We start from the raw sequence: 20,460 nt of genomic DNA, 5'->3' as shown, positions 1-20,460 counted from the left end.
TCACTCGAAAGCCATTTCGGGCAAACTCGCATCGGCTTCGCGGATACGGCATAATTGTTTCTTGGTGTGTTTTTGTTCGACTCCTGCCGCAGGGGGAAGTTCGAGCCACAGAAGACCACCGCACCGTTTGCTAGAGGCAATCGGTGGTACAACGTTCCGGGGATTTCACTGGTTTCGACCGGTGTCGGGCCCCGCTACGAGGATTCGGTGACCTGCGGCATTGATCCTAGGAGATGCACTATGCATATTCTTGACTCTGTTAACGCAGCCTCGCTGCGCTCCGACGTTCCAGCCTTCGGCCCAGGCGACACCCTGAAGGTTCACGTCAACATCATCGAAGGCAAGAACTCCCGTGTTCAGGTCTTCCAGGGCTACGTCCTTGGTCGCCAGGGCCAGGGTGTTGGCGAGACCTTCACCGTTCGCAAGGTTTCCTTCGGCACCGGTGTTGAGCGTACCTTCCCAGTTCACTCCCCAATCATCGAAAAGATTGAGGTTGTGACCAAGGGTGACGTTCGTCGTGCAAAGCTGTACTACATGCGCGATCGTCACGGCAAGGCTGCTCGCATCCGCGAGAAGCGCGACTTCAGCGCAAAGAAGTAATCTGCGTTCTTCAATGAACCGGATTGCACGCACTGAGCGGGCAACAATGAAGCGCCGGGCCTTTTCATGGGTCTGGCGCTTCGCTGTACTCGCCATCATTCTTGGTCTGCTGGCCACCATCGTCATTCGCGCCACCCTGATCGACGTCTTCCATATCGAGTCCAACTCCATGGAATCCACGCTCAATCCTGGCCAGAGCATCGCCGTAGATCGCCGCGCTTACTCGGATGCCGAACCGCAACGCGGAGACATCATCGTCTTCGATGGCCGCGGCTCGTTCCTGCCCTACGCCAAGGCCAGCTTCGCTGATGATCTGCTGGGGGCGTTCAGCCTCACCGGGAGCAGCAATAAGTACGTCAAGCGCGTCATTGGCGTTGGGGGAGACACCGTGGAATGCTGCAGCGCTGATGGGCGACTGCTCGTCAACGGCGAGCCTGCAGACGAGCAGTATATCTTCGCCGGGGATGCTCCGAGCGACCAGAAATTTTCCGTAGAAGTGCCAGTTGGCCGCTTGTGGGTCATGGGCGATCACCGCTCCACTTCCAAGGATTCGCGGGCATTGCTGGGCGCAAGCGGCGGCGGAATGATCAGCGTCGAGCGCGTCACCGGCAAAGCGACCGAGGTGATTTGGCCGCTCGATCAGCGTTCAGTAATCAGGTGACACGCCGTAGCAACCGGCGATTTTGATAGCGCCAGATGGGTAGAACTACCCATCTGGCGCTATTTTTCTAGGTTAATGGAATTAATTCGGATGGATTTCCATCCCACCCGATTTGCTGTGCAATTCGTGTGTAAATTTCGCGACAACACTCAGGATCCACCAAGCTGACTAGGGATTAGAAAGAGAAGTCCAATCTTAAACCAATACTACTGGCACGTAAGTTGTAACCAAGCTCGATGAGGGTAGAGCTATTTGACTAGGTGAAACGGGTTCTGGAATTTATATTTTTGTTGGATTCGATGGTTGAAAAGCTGTGTCGGAACCAAGTATTGTTTCATTTTGGTAACAACACCTGTGCTTACGCGCGCGCCCTTAGGTAAGGGGACGCGCGGGCACTCGCACCATAAATCTGGGAGAAGCATTAATGCCACATCCAAAAAAGAAGACTGCGCAACGCGGCATCGTTGCAGCAGCCGCGACCGCCTTGGTGGTCGGCTCTAGCTTCATGCCTGCCGCAGCGGCGCCAACGGCCTCCGAATCGCCGTCTGCGTCCGCTACGGCAAGCGAGAAGCCTTTGGCCAGCGAAACCGCTCTGGACACCGAGGGGCTCGACAAGGCTATTGAGAAGGACCTCAATAAGTCCGTTGAAGAGTACGTCAAGGACGGGGAGACCAGCGACGCTGCTTCCAAAGTCCGCGACGAACTGAATGCGAAAGGCATTGACGCCACTGCCTCGGTGAAGGACGGCAAAGCCGAGATCACCGTAAGCAAGAAGGACGCTGCCAAGGCCAAGGAGATCGTCCAGGCCAGTGCAGCTCCGGCTCCTATCGTGGTGACCGAAGTTGACTCGCAGGTCAAGACCGTAGACAAGGTCTACACCGAGCTCTTGGCCAACATCGAGCCGAAGGAACTGAAGCGCATCACCGCTATCCTTCAGACCAACGATGGCTTGAAGATCTATGCAAAGGGCTTCGACGAGAAGGAAGCTGCGGACGACCTGAAGTCCAAGTCCGCTGGCTCCCTGCCTGAGAAGCTGACCGTTGAGCAGTTCGTCAGCGAAGCTACGCACGTTGACGGTGTAGAAAGCTCGGGTGTTGCCAAGACCACCGCCGCAGAGGATATTTACGGCGCCTTGGGTTACGCAATGGACAAGTCCGGCGCACCTACTAGTAAGTCGACCGTCTGCTCGCTCGGATTCACCGCGTGGACCGCAGAGGGCGAAGATGCCATCATCTCGGCTGGGCACTGCTCGGAAGATGGCGCCACCAGGATTTTGGGCCTTGCCGAACAGTCGGTTCCAGGCCAATCGCCAACTCTGGGTGCCGAGCTGGGTACTTTTGGATTCAACCAGTTCGGTGGTCCGGGTAATTCGGGCCTATCCGCCGAAGAACTGGACTCCATGACCGAGGAAGAGTTCAATAACCTGGAACCAGGCACGGACATCTCGGTGATCGATAACATCAATCCTGCGCTGAACTTGCACGCTGCTGTGTCCGAATGGGCTGACGGCAAGGAACCTCGCGACGAAGTTATCAACGTGACTGGCACGACGAAGGCACTAGTTGGGTCGGAAGCTTGCTCTTCGGGTCGTACGACCGGTTGGAGCTGCTCCCCGATTATCGGTGAAGGCGTCTTCTTCGTTGGTGGCTCGGATAAGACCTACCGTTCAGTTGCTGGCTATGTCGCTGAAAATCCTGGCCAGAGCGTGCTTGACCAGGGTGACTCCGGTGGCCCAATGCTCGTAGGCAGCAAGGCGGCAGGCATCAACTCGGCCAACGCCGCAGGTGAAGACCTGAAGGAAAACACCGCTGATGACATCGCCATGTACACCTCGCTCGATGATGTCTTCGACAAGGGCTACATTGATGGCTACACGCTGAAATTCCATATCAATACCCCTGCCATCACGGTGGAAAACGGTACTGAAGTTGAACCTGGTGAAGCAATCACCGGTACCCTTGCCAATGCTCCGGCTGGCACCATCATCCGTGTGGTCGTTGACGGCAAGCTCTACAAGAAGGTTGAGCTGGACGCTAAAGGAAACTTCTCGTTCCCAGCCCCGGAAGAACCAGGAAAGTTTGCGTTCAGCGTTGTGGCCAAGAACGGCTTCAACACCTCTGAGCGGGTCAACGCCAACGTCGTGATCGTTGCTGCGCCGACTCCAACTCCAACCGAGGAACCAACCGAGGAACCGACTGAGGAGCCTACCGAGGACCCGACTGAGGAGCCTACCGAGGAACCCACTGAGGAGCCAACCGAGGAACCTACTGAGGAACCAACTACGGAGCCTTCCGAGGAACCAACTACTGAGCCTTCCGAGGAACCAACTACTGAGCCTTCCGAGAGCACCTCGCCATCGCCTTCCGAGGACGAAAGCGACAAGCCTTCCGAGAGCACCTCGCCATCGCCTTCCGAGGACGAAAGCGACAAGCCATCGGAGAGCACCTCTCCTTCCGCTTCGGAGGACGACGACAAGTCGGAAGCTCCGAAGGACCAGAAGGACGACGAGCCAAGCAAGTCTGCAACTCCAAAGGAAACTCCTAAGAAGGACGATCCTTTGGCGGATACCGGTTCGAACAGCGTTCCGCTGATCGCCGCCGGTGGCGCAATGGCCCTGGCCGGTGCGGCATTCCTGCTGTTCCGCCGCAACGCACGTCGCCACGGCTAAGGGATTCTGATCCGGCGGGACTGGGTCCTGCTGAAAATGCCCCGCTACTTGAGAACAAGTAGCGGGGCATTTTTACTTGGCACACATGTAGTTCCTTGGTTGCTCTACGATTTCGGCACTAGTCTCAAAGCTAAGATCGTTGCGGCAACGTGAATATCACCGAGGTGTAAATTATGAATTTCAACGCTAGAACTTCACGCACGCCAATCATGCTGGCCTCTACTGCCGCCATGGCTGCCCTATTGCTAACCGGCTGTGGTCAGGGAACTGATCCAGGTGCGCAGGCTACGGCCAGCGCCACGGCATCGGAACCCTCGCAGCAAACAGAAAACTCGAGCGGGAACACCGTGGACCAAGACGCATTGCTCCAGACTAATGACCAGCTCTCCGAAGCCTTGGGCGATGAATACGTCCAGGGTTGGATCAAGGACGGGCAGCTGAACGTTTCGACGACCAGCGAAGAGCAGCTATCCGTTATTGAAGAAGCCGGGGCTATCGGGCACCTAGTCCAATTCAGCAGCGAGGAGCTTCGTTCGGCGATTTCCGAAATCATGAAGTGGCAGGGCAAGCAGGAAAACCCCGTGCGCACTGCCATCCATGCATACACGCTGAATCCTGAAACGGGCGGCATCACCCTGTCGGTGGATAAGAGCCAGCTGGACGAAGTCCAAAAGCTGATTGAAGCTGAGAAGCCCATCGGCGAAATCCCCGTGGACTACAAGCAGAGCGGTGGCATCATGTCGCCTGCTGCCACCCAGTAGCCCGCAGTCCGCTTGAACGGACGCACCAATGGCCAGGCCCGGCGACGGACCTGGCCATTGGTGCGTTTCTGGGCAACTGGCCGTGGCTATGCAATGATCCGCTGCGCCTGGCAAGACACGTAAGATGGGGATTACACGCGACAATGGAAGGTACTAATCGAATCGTGAGCGCAGCATCAGCAGAGACTCCTCCAAGCAGGGGACCCCTATACAAAATATGGCGCTTCGTCCGCGAGATTGTCATCATCATCGCGATCGCGCTGTTGCTCTCGTTCGTGATCAAGACCTTCTTCTTCCGTGCCTACTACATCCCATCAGGCTCCATGGAGCATACCCTCGAGGTCAACGACCGGATTTTCGCCAACCTCATGGTTCCCGGGCCGTTCGAGTTGGAACGTGGCGACGTCGTCGTCTTCCGCGATGACCAGGAATGGCTGCCACCGCTGACCGAGTACCCCACCGCGTTCCAGAATGCGCTCTCCTTTGTCGGCGTGCTGCCAGCGGCTGATGAGCAGTACCTGGTCAAGCGCATCATCGGCATGCCCGGTGACACCGTGGAGTGCTGCACCGCGGAAGGTGCCATCACGATCAACGGCGAGCCCATTGACGAGCCGTACATCTTTGACGGCGACAGCCCGTCAGACATGGAATTCAAGGCGACCGTCCCAGAAGGAAAAATCTGGGTGATGGGTGATCACCGAGGTGCCAGCGCGGATTCCCGCTTCCACGCCGATCGCCAGGGCGGTTTCGTCGACCTCGAATCCGTCCAGGGCCGCGCTTCGGTGATCTCTTGGCCAACCTCGCGCTGGGGCATCGTCGACTCGCACGAAGAAGTCTTCGCCAACGTCCCGCACGCAGTGGCGAAGTAGGGGCACCGCCCATGGCCGTTTTGAAGAGCAAGGCAACCACGCTAGAACATGAGCGCGCCTTGGCAACCAAGCATGGGTTCCGCTATATCGCAGCGGTCGATGAGGTGGGACGCGGCGCCTTGGCTGGTCCGATTACCGTCGGCATGACGGTAATAGATATTGAGCAGGTCACGGAGTTCCCAGCGCTGCGCGACTCCAAGCTGCTGAGCCCGGAAACCCGTACGGAACTGGTCGATCCCGTTCGCCAGTGGGCCGTGGGCTATGGCGTCGGGCATGCCTCTGCGGCTGAAATCGATGAGCTGGGAGTTACTGGCGCCCTGCGCCTGGCCGGATCGCGGGCCATGGAGCTGTGCGCGGTACAGCCCGAGGCGGCGCTTCTGGATGGCAGCTACGACTGGCTGACCGCACCGGAACCGGATCTCTTCGACATCCTGGCCGATGACCGCGAACCCGTGGGCCTGCACATCCCGGTGACGACCATCATCAAAGGCGACATGACCTGCCAGGCGATCGCTGGAGCTTCCATCCTGGCCAAGGTCGAACGCGATGGAATCATGGTTGATCTGGCCACCGAGCATCCGGCCTTCGGCTGGGAGATCAACAAGGGGTATGCCACCGCTGCGCATCGTGCCGCGATCGTTGCGCAGGGTCCCTGCGACTACCACCGCAAGAGCTGGAACTTGACTTCGGGTGCTGATCAGGCCCAAGGTGAAGCCACGACAAGGAAAGCAAAGTGATGGCTGCCGACGACCTGGAAAACTACGAGTCCGACATGGAACTGCAGCTATACCGCGAGTACAAGACCGTGGTGGGGCTGTTCAATTACGTGGTCGAGACCGAGCGCCGCTTCTACCTGGCCAACCAAGTGGACGTGAAGACCCTGTCCAACGCCGGGGAAGTGTACTTCGAGTTGAACCTCACCGACGCGTGGGTCTGGGACATCTACCGGCAAGGGCGCTTCGTGAAGTCCGTCAAAGTGCTGACCTTCAAGGACGTCAACGTCGAAGAACTGAACCCTGACGAGTTCCAGATCCCGAAGGATGGGCTGGGCTCCTAGCGCGAGGCACTGCGGCATTCGATCGCCGGCTCTGTTCGTGGAACAGAGCCGGCGATCTCGCTTAAAGCGAATTGTCCACATTCCGCGGCGGGCGCCGCCGCTGTGGACCATAATTCTCCGACGATGTTTCCATTACGGATCGCAGACATCGAGGAGCAAACATGCAGACCGCGAAGCAACGCCTAGGGACCGATGGCGAACAAGCTGCCGCCGCATTTCTCACCGGGCAGCACTACGAAATTCTCGATCGCAATTGGAGATGCCCAGCAGGGGAGCTGGACCTGGTGGCAAGAGCCGGCAACGGCCAGATCACCGCCGTCGAAGTCAAAACGAGGTCCTCGCAACGCTATGGATCGGGCTTCGAGGCGATCAGCGCGGCAAAATTCTGCCGGCTCAACAGGCTGCTGATTTCCTGGGCCCAATGCCATCGCATGTTTCTCGCCGAACTTCGCGTGGACATCGTCGAGGTCTATCTGACAGCAACAGGGTTCGAATGCCGGCTGCATGAGAACGTGCGCTCATGAGCACCGCCCGGACCAGCGCAGTGGCCCTGCACGGGGTCAGCGCCTCACTGGTGGAAGTCGAGGCCGACCTTGGCAACGGCATTCCCGGATTCGTCCTGCTGGGCTTGCCCGATGCATCTTTGAGCGAGGCCCGCGAACGAATCAAAGCCGCGGCTAGGAACTCAGGGATTCCTCTGGCAAACCGGAAACTGACGGTCAATCTTTCGCCAGCCACACTGCCCAAGTATGGATCAGCTTTCGATCTGGCCATCGTCATCGCCGCCTTGGCCGCTGATCAACAGCTGTTCGCGTCACCGAGCACGCTGTACATGGCGGAACTCGGCTTGGATGGCACCTTGCGGCCAGTACCCGGGGTGCTGCCAGCGGTGCAGCTGGCCAAGGTCCATGGTCTTGACCGGGTGATCGTGGCCGAGGCTAACGGGGCAGAAGCGAGGCTGGTGCATGGAATCGAGGTCATGGCGCTACGCCATCTGGGACAGGTCCTCACCTGCTGCGGAGCCCCAGCCGAACAGGTCACCACTTACCTGCGCCACCGGCAGCCGCAGGCGCCCACCGAATCTGCCGGCCCTTCCGAAGGAACTGCTGCCTCGGGCGATGCGGACCTGGGCCTGGTCAACGGGCAGCAGGAAGCTCGGCTCGCCTTGGAACTGGCCGCAGCCGGCGGGCACCACCTGATCATGGTCGGACCGGCCGGCGCCGGCAAAACCATGCTGGCCAAGTGCCTGCCATCGATTCTGCCGCCACTTGATGACTTGCAAGCACTTGAAGCCACCGCGGTCCATTCCATTACTCGGGGCGGATCCGGGGAATTGGACCAGCTGCAACGCACCCCGCCTTTCGTGGCGCCGCACCACACCGCGTCCCGCTCAGCCCTGATTGGCGGCGGAACCGCACAACTCATTCCCGGGGCCATTACCCGCGCGCACCAGGGCATTCTATTCCTCGATGAAGCAGCGCAATTCCAAACCGGTGTACTTGATGCGCTTCGCCAACCGATCGAGGAAGGCTATATCAACCTCGCGCGGATACGCGGCCACCAGCGGCTACCGGCCCGTTTCCAACTCATCATGGCCGCCAATCCGTGTCCCTGCGGAAAAAACTTCGGCACCGGTACCGGGTGCACCTGTACGCCCATGGCCCGCCGGCGCTATTTCGCCCGGCTTTCAGGACCCATCCTCGACCGTGTGGATCTGCAAGTCAGAGTCAATCCGGTAGCGCAGGCACAGCTTCTTAGCGGAGTACCAAATGAATCCAGTGCACAGGTGCGTGAACGCGTCTTGGCCACCCGGGCACGCAGCAAGGAGCGACTGGGAAAGTTCTCTATTGCTTGCAACGCGCAAATACCAACTCAGATCCTCAGGAATGAACTGGAATACTCGGCCAAGACCCGGGCGGCGCTTGAACAACTCGCCACACGACGCGGGCTCTCTGCGCGTGCCATCCACCGCCTCCTGCGGGTCGCGTGGACGGTTGCAGACCAGCAAGGGCATGCAGCACCAACCGAGGATGATCTGGCCATCGCCGCTCACCTTCGCCAGAACTTGGAAAATAGCTAGGTAAGGCCATGACTTTCAACGATGTGAACACTGCCGGAAAAGCCTCGGCTCCAACCAGCCAGGAGCGCCGGGTCTACGCCCATCTGAACCAACTTATCGAGCCCAACGACTATGTGGCCACGGCCTTGCTGGAACTGATGAGCCCACAGGAACTGCTGCGCCTGATCCAGCGGGAGGATTTCTACCCGGCCGCGCTCAAAGCGCCGGTCGACGGAATCCTCGGATTCCACCCGCCCGGGGATGGCGCACAAGACTTGAGGGTAGCCTTGGCCCGATGGAGAAAGCGCCTGTCGCTGAGCAACCCGGCGGGAGCCTTGGATGCCGCTGCGCGCGCGGGTGGCGGATTGCTGATCCCGGACGATGCTTCGTGGCCGCGACAGCTAGCCGACCTGGAACTGGGACGTCCCCTGTGCCTGTGGTGGCGTTCAGCGAACCCGCAATTGCTCGAAGGCCAAGAGCTGGCGCGCAGCGTGTCCATCGTCGGCTCCCGCGATGCCAGTGACTACGGTGATCAAGTCACCTTCGATCTTGGCCGGACCCTGGCCCTGAACGGGTACACCATTGTCTCGGGTGGCGCTTACGGCATTGACGCCAGCGCGCACCGGGCCGCTCTGAGCGTGGACGATTGGCAGCATCCGAACCCGCCAACGATCACGGTTATGGCTGGCGGCATCGATCGGCTCTACCCTTCGGGCAACAGCAACCTGCTCAACCAGATTATTGCTCGCGGCGTGCTGATCTCAGAGGTGCCTCCCGGAACCACATCAGCACGCTTTCGCTTCCTGAACCGCAACCGGCTGATCGCGGCATTGAGCAGGCTGGTCATCGTCAGCGAAGCGCGCCACCGCTCAGGAGCACTGAACACCGCCAGCCATGCAGTCGAGCTGGGACGCGATGTAGCGGCCGTTCCCGGAAGTGTTTTCGCGCCCAACTCCGCAGGGTGCCACCGATTGATTGCAGAGGGCAGTGCGGCCCTGCTCGCCAGCCCGCAAGATGCGCTGGGCCTGGTTGGCCACCACTGCCAAGCAGAGCCGCGGAGTGCCAAAGTTCAGCAACGCCCGACGGACGTCCTGGGTAGGGACGAAGCAATGGTGTACGACATCATGTCCTTCACCAAAGGATTGCTGGTCGATGAGATCTCTGCCCGCAGCGGGGTGCCGCTGATCCAGACGCTACGCGCCATCAATCGATTGGAGACACTGCAAATGGCTGCCACCGATGGCCTGGCATGGAAGTTGGTGCGCCAAAACTGACCGGTGACGCAGCTGAGGGTATCCTCAATAGTGATGAAGCAAGAATCAACGACGCACGCCAGCAATGCGATGTCAGCAAAATTCGCTGAGCCGGTGGCAGACTACCTGGAGTACCTGCAACGCGAACGCGGCCGCAGCACTAATACCCTGCGAGCCTACGAAGTGGATTTGCGGAACCTCGGCCAGTTCTTGCTCCACCATGCGCAGGATCCGAGCCTCAAGCAGATTTCAGTTGATACGCTCCGCGATTGGTTGGCGCAGCTTCATGAATCGCAGATTTCCCGCACCACCTTGGCCCGCAGGATCTCTGCGGTGAAGAGCTTCTTCGCGTGGGCGCTGAAGCATCAGCTGATCGACGCGGACCCTGCCCTGCGGCTGGCCGCGCCCAGGAAGGAACGGCGTCTTCCGCATGTTTTGCAACCAAGCCAGATCGACCGCTTGCTCTCCGAAACAGCCCAGCCGCCTGCTGGAAAAGAAGTCAGCGAGAGCAAGCCGGAACCTGCCCCCGATGCCAAGAGCCAGGCCGTAGCGGCACGCGATAAAGTCATCGCCGAGTTGCTGTACGCATCCGGCCTGCGTATCAGCGAGCTCGTGGCCTTGGACGTTGACGACATCGACTTCGAACGACGCACCGTCAAGGTTCTCGGCAAGGGCAACAAGGAACGGGTTGTTCCGTTTGGCAAGCCCGCAGAGCGCGTGATCATCGGGTGGATTCGGTCGCATCGCAAGGTCCTGGCCCGCCAGGAAGCTCAAGGCGCTTTGCTCGTAGGGGTGCGCGGTGCGCGTTTGAATGTACGCCAGGCACGCGAGGTCATTTCCAAGGCCTTGCAATCGCTGGGGGATACCGCTGCCAGCGGCCCGCACGCGTTAAGGCACACCGTAGCCACGCATCTGCTGGATGGCGGCGCAGATTTGCGTGCCGTCCAGGAATTCCTCGGGCATGCTTCGCTGGCAACAACCCAGCTATATACTCACGTTTCGGTTGACCGATTGAGGCAAAGCTACCGCCAAGCCCATCCGCGAGCCTGACTATTTGGTACCAATCTGCAAAAATAGCCTTTCTGGGTGGCGAAAGGCCTCTTCATCGGGCAAAATGGAAGTATCGGCGGCGATGGCACCGGAACGATGTTGACGTAGGGGAAGACGATCAACACCGCAACGGAGGATGGCATGTCTGCACCGATGTCCAGAGGCGTGATTTATATTCATTCCGCCCCTGCAGCGCTATGCCCACATCTGGAATGGGCAATCGGGTCCGTGCTCGGCACTCCAGTAAAAATGGAGTGGACCGAACAGCACGTCGCACCCGGATTTTGTCGCGCCGAAATCGAGTGGGTAGGTACGCAAGGTACCGGCGCTTTGCTGACCAGTGAGATGCATGGTTGGCAGCATCTTCGTTTCGAAATCACCGAAGACCCAAGCCCGGGTGCCGACGGCAGCCGTTGGTCCGTGACCCCTGATCTTGGCATCTTCCACGCCACGGTTGATTGCGCTGGCAACGTCATGGTCAGCGAAGAACGCATCCGGTGGGCCTATGAAAAGGGCGACGGCAATCCCTCGGTCTTCTACCAGGAGATGTCCATCGCTCTCGGCGAGCCTTGGGATGAAGAACTTGAACCCTTCCGTCACGCAGGCGAAGACGCGCCTGTTCGATGGCTCAACCAGGTGGTTTAGCAACTGGTTATCTAGTCCCTGAGTGACTTATCAACAGACACTCAGATACAACCCCGATGGTGCGGGGTTGTTACCCAAAAGAAGTGGGATCCCATGCCGGGGATCCCACTTCTTGCTCTAAGAACTGCGGTTGTGGAGAAGTGTCGAAGCGCAGTGCTATGCTCGATGGCGATGATGACCAGTCAGGCCGCATGCGGCCACTCCCGGAACGGCAAACTGGTCGTTCCCTGATCCGCGGGCCTCCCGTGCCAGATGCATTCCACCAAAGAACAGCACATCTGAACCACGAAAGGGAGACATGACCGCACAGTTCAACCACACCATCATCGCTTCACTCGACCTGCAACGCATGGCAAAGTTCTATCTTGAGCTGCTCGAAGCCCGCACGGAATCAAGCTGGGGACCATTTACCAACATCAGCCTGGCCCACGGGGTGCTGCTTCAATTCGCTGCACCACCGATGGACTTCCCAGCGCAGCACTATGCCTACCTGCTCGATGACGAGCATTTCGACCGCGCCTACGCGACTATCCGCGAGGGGAAAATGGAGCACTGGGCCGATCCCCAACGGCAGCTGCCAGGGCAGATTAATCATGAACACGGCGGCCGGGGAGTCTACCTGCTTGATCCTTCCGGGCACTACCTGGAATTGATCACCCGGCCTTACCTGCCCGCAGCCAGCTAGGACCAGCTAGCGCTGAACCTTGAACACGTTCTTCTGGATGCCGTTGGAGTAGACCTGCGAATCAATAAGGGCCAGCTTCTGCGCGTCCAGGCTCGCGTCGCTGAAAAGGCGTTTGCCTGCACCAAGCAAAACCGGGAAGACCAGCAGGTTGTACTGGTCGATGAGCTGATGTTCTTGCAGCGAGTGGACCATCGTTGCCGAACCATGGATGCTGATAGGGCCGCCGTCGCCGGCTCGAAGCCGCGCCACATCGGCGACCGAGCGCAAGATCGCAGTCTCGCCCCAGTTCCCGGCCAAGTCCTTCTCCCGCAAGGTAGTGGAGAGCACGTACTTGGGCATCGCGTTGTACTGCGGGAACTGCTCGGTCATCGAGGGCCACACCGCGCAGAAGGCCTCGTAGCTGTGCCGGCCCAAGAGCATGGCGCTGGCTTCTTCTTGCTCGGCGCCCTTCAGTTCGTAGGCGGCGGGGTCGAACTCGACCGAGTTCATCGTCCAGCCTGAATTGCGGTAGCCGGGTTCGCCGCCCGGGGCTTGGACGACACCGTCCAAGGAGACGAAGGAAGTGGCGATCAGGGTGCGCATGGGAAGGGATCCTTTGCTCGTGGCAAGTACCGTCAGTTGCCTCCGACATGAGGCGGTACTTGAGCTTAACGAACATGTCAGGACCGAAGCAATGGCTCTGAGCCAATTCTTTCGGGGTTAAAGACCACTGGGCTGGTTGAAGAGTAATCTTCAACTAGCCCAGTGGCGCGCTCGCCTGCAGCTGCCGGAACGGCTAGACGCTGCGGATGGCGACCACGGCGTTATGGCCGCCGAAGCCGAAGGAGTTATTCAGCGCAACGATGGAGCCCTCTGCAGGCAGCTGCGCAGGCTGGCCGGTGACGACCTTCAACGGGATCTCTGGATCCTGGTTGTCCAGGTTAATGGTCACCGGGGCCTTGCGGTTGTAGATGGCCAGTGCGCACAGCACGGACTCCACGGCACCGGAAGCGCCCAGCAGGTGGCCCATCTGTGACTTGGTCGCGGATACCCACACGTTCTCGAGGTGATCGCCCAGGGCGTTCTTCAGCGCAGCGTATTCCGGCTTGTCGCCAACTGGGGTGGAGGTTGCGTGGGCGTTCACATGGACCACGTCCTCTGGCTGGATGCGGCCATCGAACATGGCAGCCTTCAGCGCACGGGTTGCACCCATGCCTTCTGGATCCGGTGCGGTGATGTGGTGCGCATCGGAGGTGACCGAGGAGCCTGCCAGCTCGGCGTAGATGCGTGCGCCGCGGGCGATTGCATGCTCTTCGGCTTCCAGTACCAGCGCGCCAGCGCCCTCGCCCATGACAAAGCCATCACGGTCGGTGTCGTAGGGACGCGAAGCCTTGGTCGGATCATCGTTGCGGCGGGAGAGTGCATGCATGGACGCGAAGGCGGCCATCGGCATGGGGTGGATCGCGGCTTCTGCGCCACCGACCATGACCACATCGGCCTTGCCCGAACGGATCAGTTCCAGGCCAACGTGCATCGCTTCGGTACCCGAAGCGCAAGCCGAAACCGGGGTATGCGCGCCACCGGCGGCACCCAGGTCCAGCGACACGGCAGCTGCTGGGCCGTTAGGCATCAGCATTGGCACGGTCATGGGCAGGACGCGGCGTGGGCCCTTTTCACGCAGGGTGTCCCAGGCGTTGAGCAGGGTCCAGACGCCGCCGATGCCGGTAGCGAAGGCAACGGCCAGCTTGTTCTGGTCCATCTCTTCCTTGACCAGGCCTGAGTCGGCCCAGGCTTCACGGGCCGCAACCACAGCGAACTGGGTCGATGGGTCCATGCGCTTGGTCTCCGGGCGGGAGAGTACCTCGGTCGGCTGCACAGCAGCGCGGGCGGCGAAGGTGACCGGCAGGTCGTATTCCTTAACCCAGTCATCTTCCAGGGTTACGGCGCCGGAGACGCCCTTGAGGGCGTTTGCCCATAGGGTGGGGACATCCCCGCCGATTGGGGTGGTGGCTCCGAGACCGGTGATCACTACTTTGCGCGCCATCATCAAACTCTCTACTGTGCGAATAAGAACTGTGCTTGGAAATTCAGGGGGCCGGCTTGACGTACCGGCCGGTGTGCGCGGCTTGCCCGCACAACGGTGTGGCGAAAAAACGCCGGGAAGCTTAGGCCTGTGCCGCAGCGATGAAGTTGACGGCGTCGCCGACGGTCTTCAGGTTCTTGACCTCTTCGTCAGGGATCTTGACCTCGAACTTTTCCTCAGCCTCAACGACGATGGTCATCATCGAGATCGAGTCGATGTCCAGGTCCTCGGTGAAGGACTTGTCCATCTGCACGTCTGCTTCGTCCAGGCCGGTCTCGGAGTTGACGATTTCGGCGAGGCCCGCCAGGATTTCTTCGTTGCTAGCCATGGATGGCTCCTTTTCTTCTTAGCCGGAGGACTCCGGTCATTTTTGTGGCTGGGCGCAGATCCTGTTTCCAGGAACCGGTTCCAGCCGGCTTAATGAAACTTTGGTGGCGCATCAAGAATGCGCGGCACGTTTCGTCGGTTTAAAGCTTAGGCCAGAGACGCGCTCGGCGGACGCAACATGACGTTCCCGGCGTGCACAATCTGTGAACGGCGCAAAAGCCTAGTTGGCGGTGTGCTCGGCGATGAACGCCTTGGCAGCTTCCAGATCCGCTGGACTCTTCACCGCCAGGGTCTTCACGCCCTTGAGCCCGCGGCGGGCCAATCCCACCAGGGTTCCGGCCGGTGCCAGTTCCAGCACACCGGTCACGCCAGCTTCGGCCAGCGTCTGCATGCACAGGTCCCAGCGGACCGGACGCGATACCTGGGCGACCAGCGAATCGAGGTTCGCCTGGCCATCGGCTACGGCCTTGCCGTCGAAGTTCGAGAGCAGGGTTTCCGCTGGTTCCTTCGGGGTGATGGTTCCGGCCAGTTCCTCCAGGATGCCAACTGCGGGCTGCATGTGCGCGGTATGGAATGCGCCGGCAACCTTCAGGGGGATCACGCGAGCCTTGGCCGGCGGGTTCTCGCCCAGGGCCGCGAGCTGCTCCATGGTTCCTGCGGCCACAATCTGGCCGCCGCCATTGGCGTTGGCCGGGGTCAGGCCCAGTTCGTCGAGCATGGCCAGGACCTCATCCGGGTCGCCGCCGAGCACTGCTGCCATGCCGGTCGGAGTCGCCGCAGCGGCTTCGGCCATGGCGTTGGCGCGGACCTTCACGAAATTCATGGCGTCAGCTTCGTCCAGCGCGCCGGCCAGGGCCGACGCGGTGATCTCGCCAACCGAGTGGCCGGCCACAACGGCGCCTGCCGGCAGCGAGCTGCCAAAGAGCGCACGGGCGGTGACCAGGCCGGCAGCGACGATCAGCGGCTGGGCGACGGCGGTGTCCTTGATGGTCTCTTCATCGGAGGTGGTGCCGTGGGCGGTGAGGTCGCGCTCGGTGATCGAGCTGAGCGCCTGCAAATGCTCGGGCACGCCATCGACGTCGAGCCATTCGGTGAGGAAACCTGGGGTCTGGGAGCCCTGTCCGGGGCAAACGATTGCTAACACTCTTACAGCTTTCCAAATGTTGGGAGCTTTTGGCGCTTCATTTGAGTACCAAGCTCGTGGTGACTGTTTGTAGGATCTCTACAAAAGCCTAGCGTATCCAGAAGCTGAATTCCGCTGTAATGCGCGATCAACTCGGAATTATCGGTGTCGGGAGCTCGACGCTCTTTGGTTGAAGCCTACAAGTTCGATTCGTGGAGCCGTCCGAAAAGCAGCGCGGTTTGCAGGACGAAGGCATCCCGGGGAACCAGTGGATCCCAACCGGTCACTTCGCTGACCCGCTTGAGCCGGTAGCGCACCGTGTTTGCATGGACAAACAGTTCCCGGGCGGTGCCTTCGAGCGAGTGGCCGAGCGCCAAGTAGCTGGAGAGCGTTTCAGCCAGGCCATTGGAGGCCTGCTGCAGCGGAATGTAGACCTGGTCCACCAGCGCCGTGCGGGCCAATTCATCGCCGTTGCAGGCGCGTTCTGGCCACAGGTCATCGGCACCGACCGGATTCGGCGCTTGCGGCCAGGCCTTGGCAGCGCTGAATCCCGCCACGGCTGCCACCGCGGCGTGGTGCATTTCCTTCACCGTCGGAGCCATGGGGGAGTAGACCAGCGGGCCGGGCCCGAAGAACCGGGTCAGCCGGCTCAGATCCGCTTCTTCGAATTTGGTGTCCGAAAGCATCAGCACCGAGCGGTCGCCGAGCACGCCCACCAGCGAATCGCGCGAGTAGCGGATGGCAATACGGCGCAGGGCCGAGACGAAGGTGGCCGGGTTGGACGAAGGGGTGGTGCCCACCAGGATGCGGATATTCTTCTGCGACTTCCAGCCAATGGCCGCAATGCGCGAGGAGAGCGAGTCGTGGGCCTCGCCGTGCAGCACCGCGTCGACCACGTGGGCCTCCAAGCGCGAGTCCCAGGCGCCGCGGGTTTCGGCGGCGCGGGCATAGACATCGGCGGCGGCGAAAGCGACCTCGCGCGAATAGCGCAGCACCGCTTCGCGCAGGGCTGCCTGCTCATGCTCGGCGGCGATGTCGGGCACCTGGGATTCGACCACTTCCACGATGGTGCGCAACAGGCCCAAGGCCTTCTGCAGGGAGATGGATCGGGTCAGCTCCGTGGGAGCGGCGCCGAAGACGTCGGTCACCACCCAGGACGGGGTGGAGGAAGGATCCTCGTACCAGGTAACGAAGGTGGAGATGCCCTTCTGGGCGATCAGTCCCAAGGCGGCGCGCTCATTGGGCGCCAGCGATCGGTACCAGGGCAGTTGCTGGTCCAGGTACTTCAGCGCGGTGGTGGACAGGACGCCAATATGGCTTTTGAGTCGCTTGAGCGTTTCACTGCTGGGTGCCTGGGATCGGCTGGGACGGTTCTTCGGAGCTGCGGCGGCATCCATTTCAGGACTCATGGGTTCCAGCTTAGTTTCTTTTCTTCCCCCGCGCCCGGCACAGCAGGTAAAGGTGAGATTAAATGAGCCAGCTGCCCGGCAACGAGGAAAACCTCGTCATCGGGCAGCTGCTCAATGCGGCGCCGGAGCAAGCTCCGGGCACCTGGACCCTGGGGCCTAGGCGTCGCCGCCAGCGTTGCCGGACTGGCCGGCGTTGGCGTTGTTCAGGTCGTACTTGGCGTGCGCCTTCACTGCGGTGTCCGCAGGGATTTCGCCACGCTCAACCAGCGACTGCAAGGTCTGCACGACCAGCGAGTGCGCATCGATCTTGAAGAAGCGGCGGGCCGCGGCACGGGTGTCCGAGAAGCCGAACCCGTCCGCGCCCAGGGTGTGGAATTCACCTGGCACGTACGGGCGCAGCTGCTCGGGCACGGCGCGCATGTAGTCGGTGGTCGCGATGACTGGGCCCGGGGTGGACTCCAGCTTCGAGGTCACGTACGGGGTGCGGCGCGGCTTCGATGGATCCACGAGCACGTCGGCGTCGGCGCGCTGGCCGTCGCGGGCCAGTTCGTTCCACGAGGTGACCGACCAGACATCAGCCGAAACGCCCCACTCCTCGGCCAGGATGGCCTGGGCTTCCAGCGCCCATGGCACGGCCACGCCCGAGGCCAGCAGCTGTGCGCGCGGGCCGTCGGTGGTAGCTTCCTTGAGCAGGTGGATGCCCTTGATGATGCCTTCGATGTCAACGTTCTCCGGCTCAGCTGGCTGGCTGATCGGCTCGTTGTACACGGTCAGGTAGTACATCACGTTCGGATCGGCGTGGGTTCCGCCGTACATGCGTTCCAGGCCGGAGCGCATGATGTGGCCGATTTCGTAGCCGTAGGCCGGATCGTAGGTGATCACAGCAGGGTTGGTCGAGGCCAGGATTGGCGAGTGGCCATCTGCGTGCTGCAGGCCTTCACCGGTCAGGGTGGTGCGGCCGGCGGTAGCGCCGATGATGAAACCACGGGTCATCTGGTCCCCGGCTGCCCAGAACTGGTCGCCGGTGCGCTGGAAGCCGAACATCGAGTAGAACACGTAGATCGGGATCAGCGGTTCATCGTGGGTCGAGTAGCTGGTGCCGGCAGCGGTGAAGGCTGCGACGGCGCCGGCCTCGTTGATGCCCGGGTGGATCAGCTGGCCCTGAGGGGATTCCTTGTAGGCCAGGACCAAGTCGCGGTCCACGGACAGGTAGTTCTGGCCGCCAGGGTTGTAGATCTTCGCAGTCGGGAAGAACGAGTCCATGCCGAAGGTACGGGACTCATCTGGCACGATCGGCACGATGCGGTGGCCGAATTCCTTGTCGCGCATCAGGTCCTTGAGCAGGCGCACGAAGGCCATGGTGGTGGCCGCCTGCTGCTTGCCCGAACCGCGCTTGGCGATCGCGTAGGTCTTCTCGCCTGGCAGGGCCAGCTTCTTCGAAGCTTCCTGGCGGCGGGTAGGCACCGAACCGCCCAGGGCCTCGCGGCGCTCCATCATGTACTTGTACTCAGCCGAATCCTCGGTTGGGCGGTAGTACGGAGGAGTGTAGAGGTCCGCTTCGAGCTGCTCGTCGGTGATGGGGATGCGCAGGTGATCACGGAACTTCTTCAAGTCCTCCATGGTCAGCTTCTTCATCTGGTGGGTCGCGTTGCGAGCCTCGAAGTGCGAACCCAGGCCGTAGCCCTTGACGGTCTTGGCCAAGATGACGGTCGGCTTGCCCTTGAACTCCGCAGCAGCCTTGTAGGCGGCGTAGACCTTGTGGTAATCGTGGCCGCCACGCTTCAGGTTCCAGATCTCGTCGTCGCTCATGTCGGCAACCAATTCCTTGGTTTCCGGACGCTGGCCGAAGAAGTGCTCGCGAACGAATGCGCCGGACTCGGCCTTGTAGGTCTGGTAGTCGCCATCCGGGGTCTGGTTCATGATGTCAACCAGCGCGTTGGTCTTGTCTGCTTCGAGCAGGGCATCCCACTCGCGGCCCCAAGCAACCTTGATGACATTCCAGCCGGCACCGCGGAAGAAGGCTTCCAGTTCCTGCATGATCTTGCCATTGCCGCGAACCGGGCCGTCAAGGCGCTGCAGGTTGCAGTTGATGACGAAGTTCAGGTTGTCCAGCTTTTCGTTGGCGGCCAGCTGCAGGAAGCCGCGCGACTCCGGCTCGTCCATTTCGCCGTCGCCCAGGAAGGCCCAGACCTGCTGGTCCGAGGTGTCCTTGATGCCGCGGTTCTGCAGGTAGCGGTTCAGCTGCGCCTGGTAGATGGCGTTAGCTGGGCCGATGCCCATCGAGACGGTTGGGAATTCCCAGAAGTCTGGCAGGGAACGCGGGTGAGGGTAGGAAGGAAGCGCGTGGCCTTCCTTCGACTTTTCCTGGCGGAAGCCGTCCATGTCCTCTTCGGACAGGCGGCCTTCGAGGAACGCGCGGGCGTACATGCCTGGCGAGGCGTGGCCCTGGAAGAAGACCTGGTCGCCGCCGCCTGGGTGGTTCTTGCCGCGGAAGAAGTGGTTGAAACCTACTTCATACAGGGTCGCTGCACCGGCATAGGTGGAGATGTGCCCGCCAACGCCGATATGAGGGTTCTGGGCGCGGTGCACCATGATGGCGGCATTCCAGCGCATGAAGGCGCGGTAGCGGCGCTCGATGGCCTCGTCGCCCGGGAATTCTGGTTCCTGGTCCACAGGAATGGTGTTCACGTAGTCGGTGGTGGTCACGTGCGGCACGCCCACGGACTTGGCACCTGCACGCTGCAGCAGCGAGCGGATAATGAACTGGGCACGCTCGGTGCCCTGGGTCTCTACGAGGGAGTCAAACGAGTCCATCCATTCCTGAGTTTCCTCAGGATCCCGATCGGACAGCTGGTAAGTCAACCCGCTACGGATCTGGGAGATGTGTTCCTCTACAGCCACGGAAGCTCCTTGATTGAATTGCGGCTCCGACGCTGTGCAGTTTTGCGCTGCGGTGCATCGGTATTGGGACAACGGGTGCAGTAGCACTGGAATGATGTGCACTGCCGGTTCATATGCAACTCTAGTGTTAAACGATCCAGTTTTGTGGCGCGTTTTCCAGCAAAAACCGGTTTAAATCAGATATTTGAAGTGACTTGCGCAACTAGGTACGGGAGCTAACTTCCCGATGGCCATGTCAATATGATGCGGGTCACTGGAATGTGGGTTATATTTGTTCGGCGTGTTATCGCTGTAGCGCTTGAACGGAGCGGCAAAACCGTGTTTCGTTGG

General features: G+C 60.7%; 19 protein-coding genes. 13 read left to right on the top strand and 6 right to left on the bottom strand.

What is annotated here, in order from left to right; translation table 11 throughout:
• Positions 1 to 240 precede the first annotated feature (240 nt).
• The 13 genes from rplS to EDF61_RS04960 all read left to right on the top strand — a co-directional run bounded on the left by rplS (position 241) and on the right by EDF61_RS04960 (position 12,308).
• Positions 241 to 600 (top strand): 50S ribosomal protein L19, encoded by a 360-nt coding sequence (gene rplS / locus EDF61_RS05020; protein WP_133833440.1) that lies wholly within the window; start codon positions 241 to 243, stop codon positions 598 to 600.
• A 13-nt stretch (positions 601 to 613) separates the two neighbouring features.
• Positions 614 to 1,261 carry a signal peptidase I gene (lepB, locus tag EDF61_RS05015; RefSeq protein ID WP_133833439.1) on the top strand — a complete coding sequence of 216 codons (648 nt, stop codon included), beginning with the start codon at positions 614 to 616 and terminating at the stop codon, positions 1,259 to 1,261.
• A 424-nt stretch (positions 1,262 to 1,685) separates the two neighbouring features.
• On the top strand, positions 1,686 to 3,929 hold the full coding sequence (locus EDF61_RS05010) for a S1 family peptidase (RefSeq protein ID WP_133833438.1): 2,244 nt from the start codon (positions 1,686 to 1,688) through the stop codon (positions 3,927 to 3,929).
• Positions 3,930 to 4,102: 173 nt separating this feature from the next.
• Complete coding sequence (locus EDF61_RS05005) at positions 4,103 to 4,690, top strand: hypothetical protein (protein ID WP_133833437.1); 588 nt, start codon at positions 4,103 to 4,105, stop codon at positions 4,688 to 4,690.
• 164 nt (positions 4,691 to 4,854) lie between these two features.
• Positions 4,855 to 5,559, top strand: a complete 705-nt coding sequence (gene lepB / locus EDF61_RS05000; RefSeq protein WP_286134539.1) for a signal peptidase I — start codon at positions 4,855 to 4,857, stop codon at positions 5,557 to 5,559.
• Positions 5,560 to 5,570: 11 nt separating this feature from the next.
• Complete coding sequence (rnhB, locus tag EDF61_RS04995) at positions 5,571 to 6,296, top strand: ribonuclease HII (RefSeq protein WP_133833436.1); 726 nt, start codon at positions 5,571 to 5,573, stop codon at positions 6,294 to 6,296.
• On the top strand, positions 6,296 to 6,616 hold the full coding sequence (locus EDF61_RS04990) for a DUF2469 domain-containing protein (RefSeq protein WP_105657739.1): 321 nt from the start codon (positions 6,296 to 6,298) through the stop codon (positions 6,614 to 6,616). The genes rnhB and EDF61_RS04990 overlap by 1 nt, the downstream gene beginning before the upstream one ends.
• 161 nt (positions 6,617 to 6,777) lie before the next feature.
• Positions 6,778 to 7,140, top strand: a complete 363-nt coding sequence (locus EDF61_RS04985; protein WP_133833435.1) for a YraN family protein — start codon at positions 6,778 to 6,780, stop codon at positions 7,138 to 7,140.
• Positions 7,137 to 8,696, top strand: a complete 1,560-nt coding sequence (locus EDF61_RS04980) for a YifB family Mg chelatase-like AAA ATPase (RefSeq protein ID WP_133833434.1) — start codon at positions 7,137 to 7,139, stop codon at positions 8,694 to 8,696. Before EDF61_RS04985 ends, EDF61_RS04980 begins: the two co-directional genes overlap by 4 nt.
• Positions 8,697 to 8,704: 8 nt before the next feature.
• The gene (gene dprA, locus EDF61_RS04975; RefSeq protein ID WP_286172105.1) at positions 8,705 to 9,949 is read left to right on the top strand and encodes a DNA-processing protein DprA; all 1,245 of its coding nucleotides are present in this window, start codon (positions 8,705 to 8,707) and stop codon (positions 9,947 to 9,949) included.
• A 33-nt stretch (positions 9,950 to 9,982) separates the two neighbouring features.
• Positions 9,983 to 10,978 (top strand): tyrosine recombinase XerC, encoded by a 996-nt coding sequence (locus tag EDF61_RS04970; RefSeq protein WP_133833433.1) that lies wholly within the window; start codon positions 9,983 to 9,985, stop codon positions 10,976 to 10,978.
• 141 nt (positions 10,979 to 11,119) lie between these two features.
• A complete protein-coding gene (locus EDF61_RS04965; RefSeq protein WP_105657742.1) occupies positions 11,120 to 11,623 on the top strand; it encodes a DUF3145 domain-containing protein in 504 nt (167 codons plus the stop codon).
• A 298-nt stretch (positions 11,624 to 11,921) separates the two neighbouring features.
• Complete coding sequence (locus tag EDF61_RS04960) at positions 11,922 to 12,308, top strand: VOC family protein (RefSeq protein WP_133833432.1); 387 nt, start codon at positions 11,922 to 11,924, stop codon at positions 12,306 to 12,308.
• Between the two features lie 6 nt (positions 12,309 to 12,314).
• On the opposite strand, the gene EDF61_RS04955 is transcribed toward EDF61_RS04960, so the two are convergent.
• The 6 genes from EDF61_RS04955 to aceE form a co-directional block, all read right to left on the bottom strand.
• A complete protein-coding gene (locus tag EDF61_RS04955; protein ID WP_105657744.1) occupies positions 12,315 to 12,890 on the bottom strand; it encodes a dihydrofolate reductase family protein in 576 nt (191 codons plus the stop codon).
• Between the two features lie 193 nt (positions 12,891 to 13,083).
• Positions 13,084 to 14,331 (bottom strand): beta-ketoacyl-ACP synthase II, encoded by a 1,248-nt coding sequence (gene fabF, locus EDF61_RS04950; RefSeq protein WP_105657745.1) that lies wholly within the window; start codon positions 14,329 to 14,331, stop codon positions 13,084 to 13,086.
• A gap of 121 nt (positions 14,332 to 14,452) precedes the next feature.
• On the bottom strand, positions 14,453 to 14,698 hold the full coding sequence (locus EDF61_RS04945) for an acyl carrier protein (RefSeq protein ID WP_105657746.1): 246 nt from the start codon (positions 14,696 to 14,698) through the stop codon (positions 14,453 to 14,455).
• Positions 14,699 to 14,917: 219 nt separating this feature from the next.
• Positions 14,918 to 15,841 carry an ACP S-malonyltransferase gene (locus EDF61_RS04940; protein ID WP_133833431.1) on the bottom strand — a complete coding sequence of 308 codons (924 nt, stop codon included), beginning with the start codon at positions 15,839 to 15,841 and terminating at the stop codon, positions 14,918 to 14,920.
• Positions 15,842 to 16,017: 176 nt separating this feature from the next.
• Positions 16,018 to 17,229 (bottom strand): PucR family transcriptional regulator, encoded by a 1,212-nt coding sequence (locus EDF61_RS04935; protein WP_105657748.1) that lies wholly within the window; start codon positions 17,227 to 17,229, stop codon positions 16,018 to 16,020.
• A 156-nt stretch (positions 17,230 to 17,385) separates the two neighbouring features.
• Positions 17,386 to 20,130: a pyruvate dehydrogenase (acetyl-transferring), homodimeric type gene (gene aceE, locus EDF61_RS04930; protein ID WP_105657749.1), complete on the bottom strand. Its 2,745-nt coding sequence runs from the start codon at positions 20,128 to 20,130 to the stop codon at positions 17,386 to 17,388.
• Positions 20,131 to 20,460 lie beyond the last annotated feature (330 nt).

The organism is Arthrobacter sp. JUb115, from assembly GCF_004365035.1.
Lineage (GTDB): Bacteria > Actinomycetota > Actinomycetes > Actinomycetales > Micrococcaceae > Glutamicibacter.
The sequence above is the reverse complement of the archived record's forward strand: the minus strand, read 5'-3'. Positions and strand labels throughout refer to the sequence as shown.

What these genes read in the sequence shown, in the direction of transcription:
- rplS (WP_133833440.1), top strand. Translation starts at nt 241, where the DNA reads ATGCATATTCTTGACTCTGTTAACGCAGCCTCGCTGCGCTCCGACGTT.
- lepB (WP_133833439.1), top strand. Translation starts at nt 614, where the DNA reads ATGAACCGGATTGCACGCACTGAGCGGGCAACAATGAAGCGCCGGGCC.
- EDF61_RS05010 (WP_133833438.1), top strand. Translation starts at nt 1,686, where the DNA reads ATGCCACATCCAAAAAAGAAGACTGCGCAACGCGGCATCGTTGCAGCA.
- EDF61_RS05005 (WP_133833437.1), top strand. Translation starts at nt 4,103, where the DNA reads ATGAATTTCAACGCTAGAACTTCACGCACGCCAATCATGCTGGCCTCT.
- rnhB (WP_133833436.1), top strand. Translation starts at nt 5,571, where the DNA reads ATGGCCGTTTTGAAGAGCAAGGCAACCACGCTAGAACATGAGCGCGCC.
- EDF61_RS04990 (WP_105657739.1), top strand. Translation starts at nt 6,296, where the DNA reads ATGGCTGCCGACGACCTGGAAAACTACGAGTCCGACATGGAACTGCAG.
- EDF61_RS04985 (WP_133833435.1), top strand. Translation starts at nt 6,778, where the DNA reads ATGCAGACCGCGAAGCAACGCCTAGGGACCGATGGCGAACAAGCTGCC.
- EDF61_RS04980 (WP_133833434.1), top strand. Translation starts at nt 7,137, where the DNA reads ATGAGCACCGCCCGGACCAGCGCAGTGGCCCTGCACGGGGTCAGCGCC.
- dprA (WP_286172105.1), top strand. Translation starts at nt 8,705, where the DNA reads ATGACTTTCAACGATGTGAACACTGCCGGAAAAGCCTCGGCTCCAACC.
- EDF61_RS04970 (WP_133833433.1), top strand. Translation starts at nt 9,983, where the DNA reads ATGAAGCAAGAATCAACGACGCACGCCAGCAATGCGATGTCAGCAAAA.
- EDF61_RS04965 (WP_105657742.1), top strand. Translation starts at nt 11,120, where the DNA reads ATGTCTGCACCGATGTCCAGAGGCGTGATTTATATTCATTCCGCCCCT.
- EDF61_RS04960 (WP_133833432.1), top strand. Translation starts at nt 11,922, where the DNA reads ATGACCGCACAGTTCAACCACACCATCATCGCTTCACTCGACCTGCAA.
- EDF61_RS04955 (WP_105657744.1), bottom strand. Translation starts at nt 12,890, where the DNA reads ATGCGCACCCTGATCGCCACTTCCTTCGTCTCCTTGGACGGTGTCGTC.
- fabF (WP_105657745.1), bottom strand. Translation starts at nt 14,331, where the DNA reads ATGGCGCGCAAAGTAGTGATCACCGGTCTCGGAGCCACCACCCCAATC.
- EDF61_RS04945 (WP_105657746.1), bottom strand. Translation starts at nt 14,698, where the DNA reads ATGGCTAGCAACGAAGAAATCCTGGCGGGCCTCGCCGAAATCGTCAAC.
- EDF61_RS04935 (WP_105657748.1), bottom strand. Translation starts at nt 17,229, where the DNA reads ATGAGTCCTGAAATGGATGCCGCCGCAGCTCCGAAGAACCGTCCCAGC.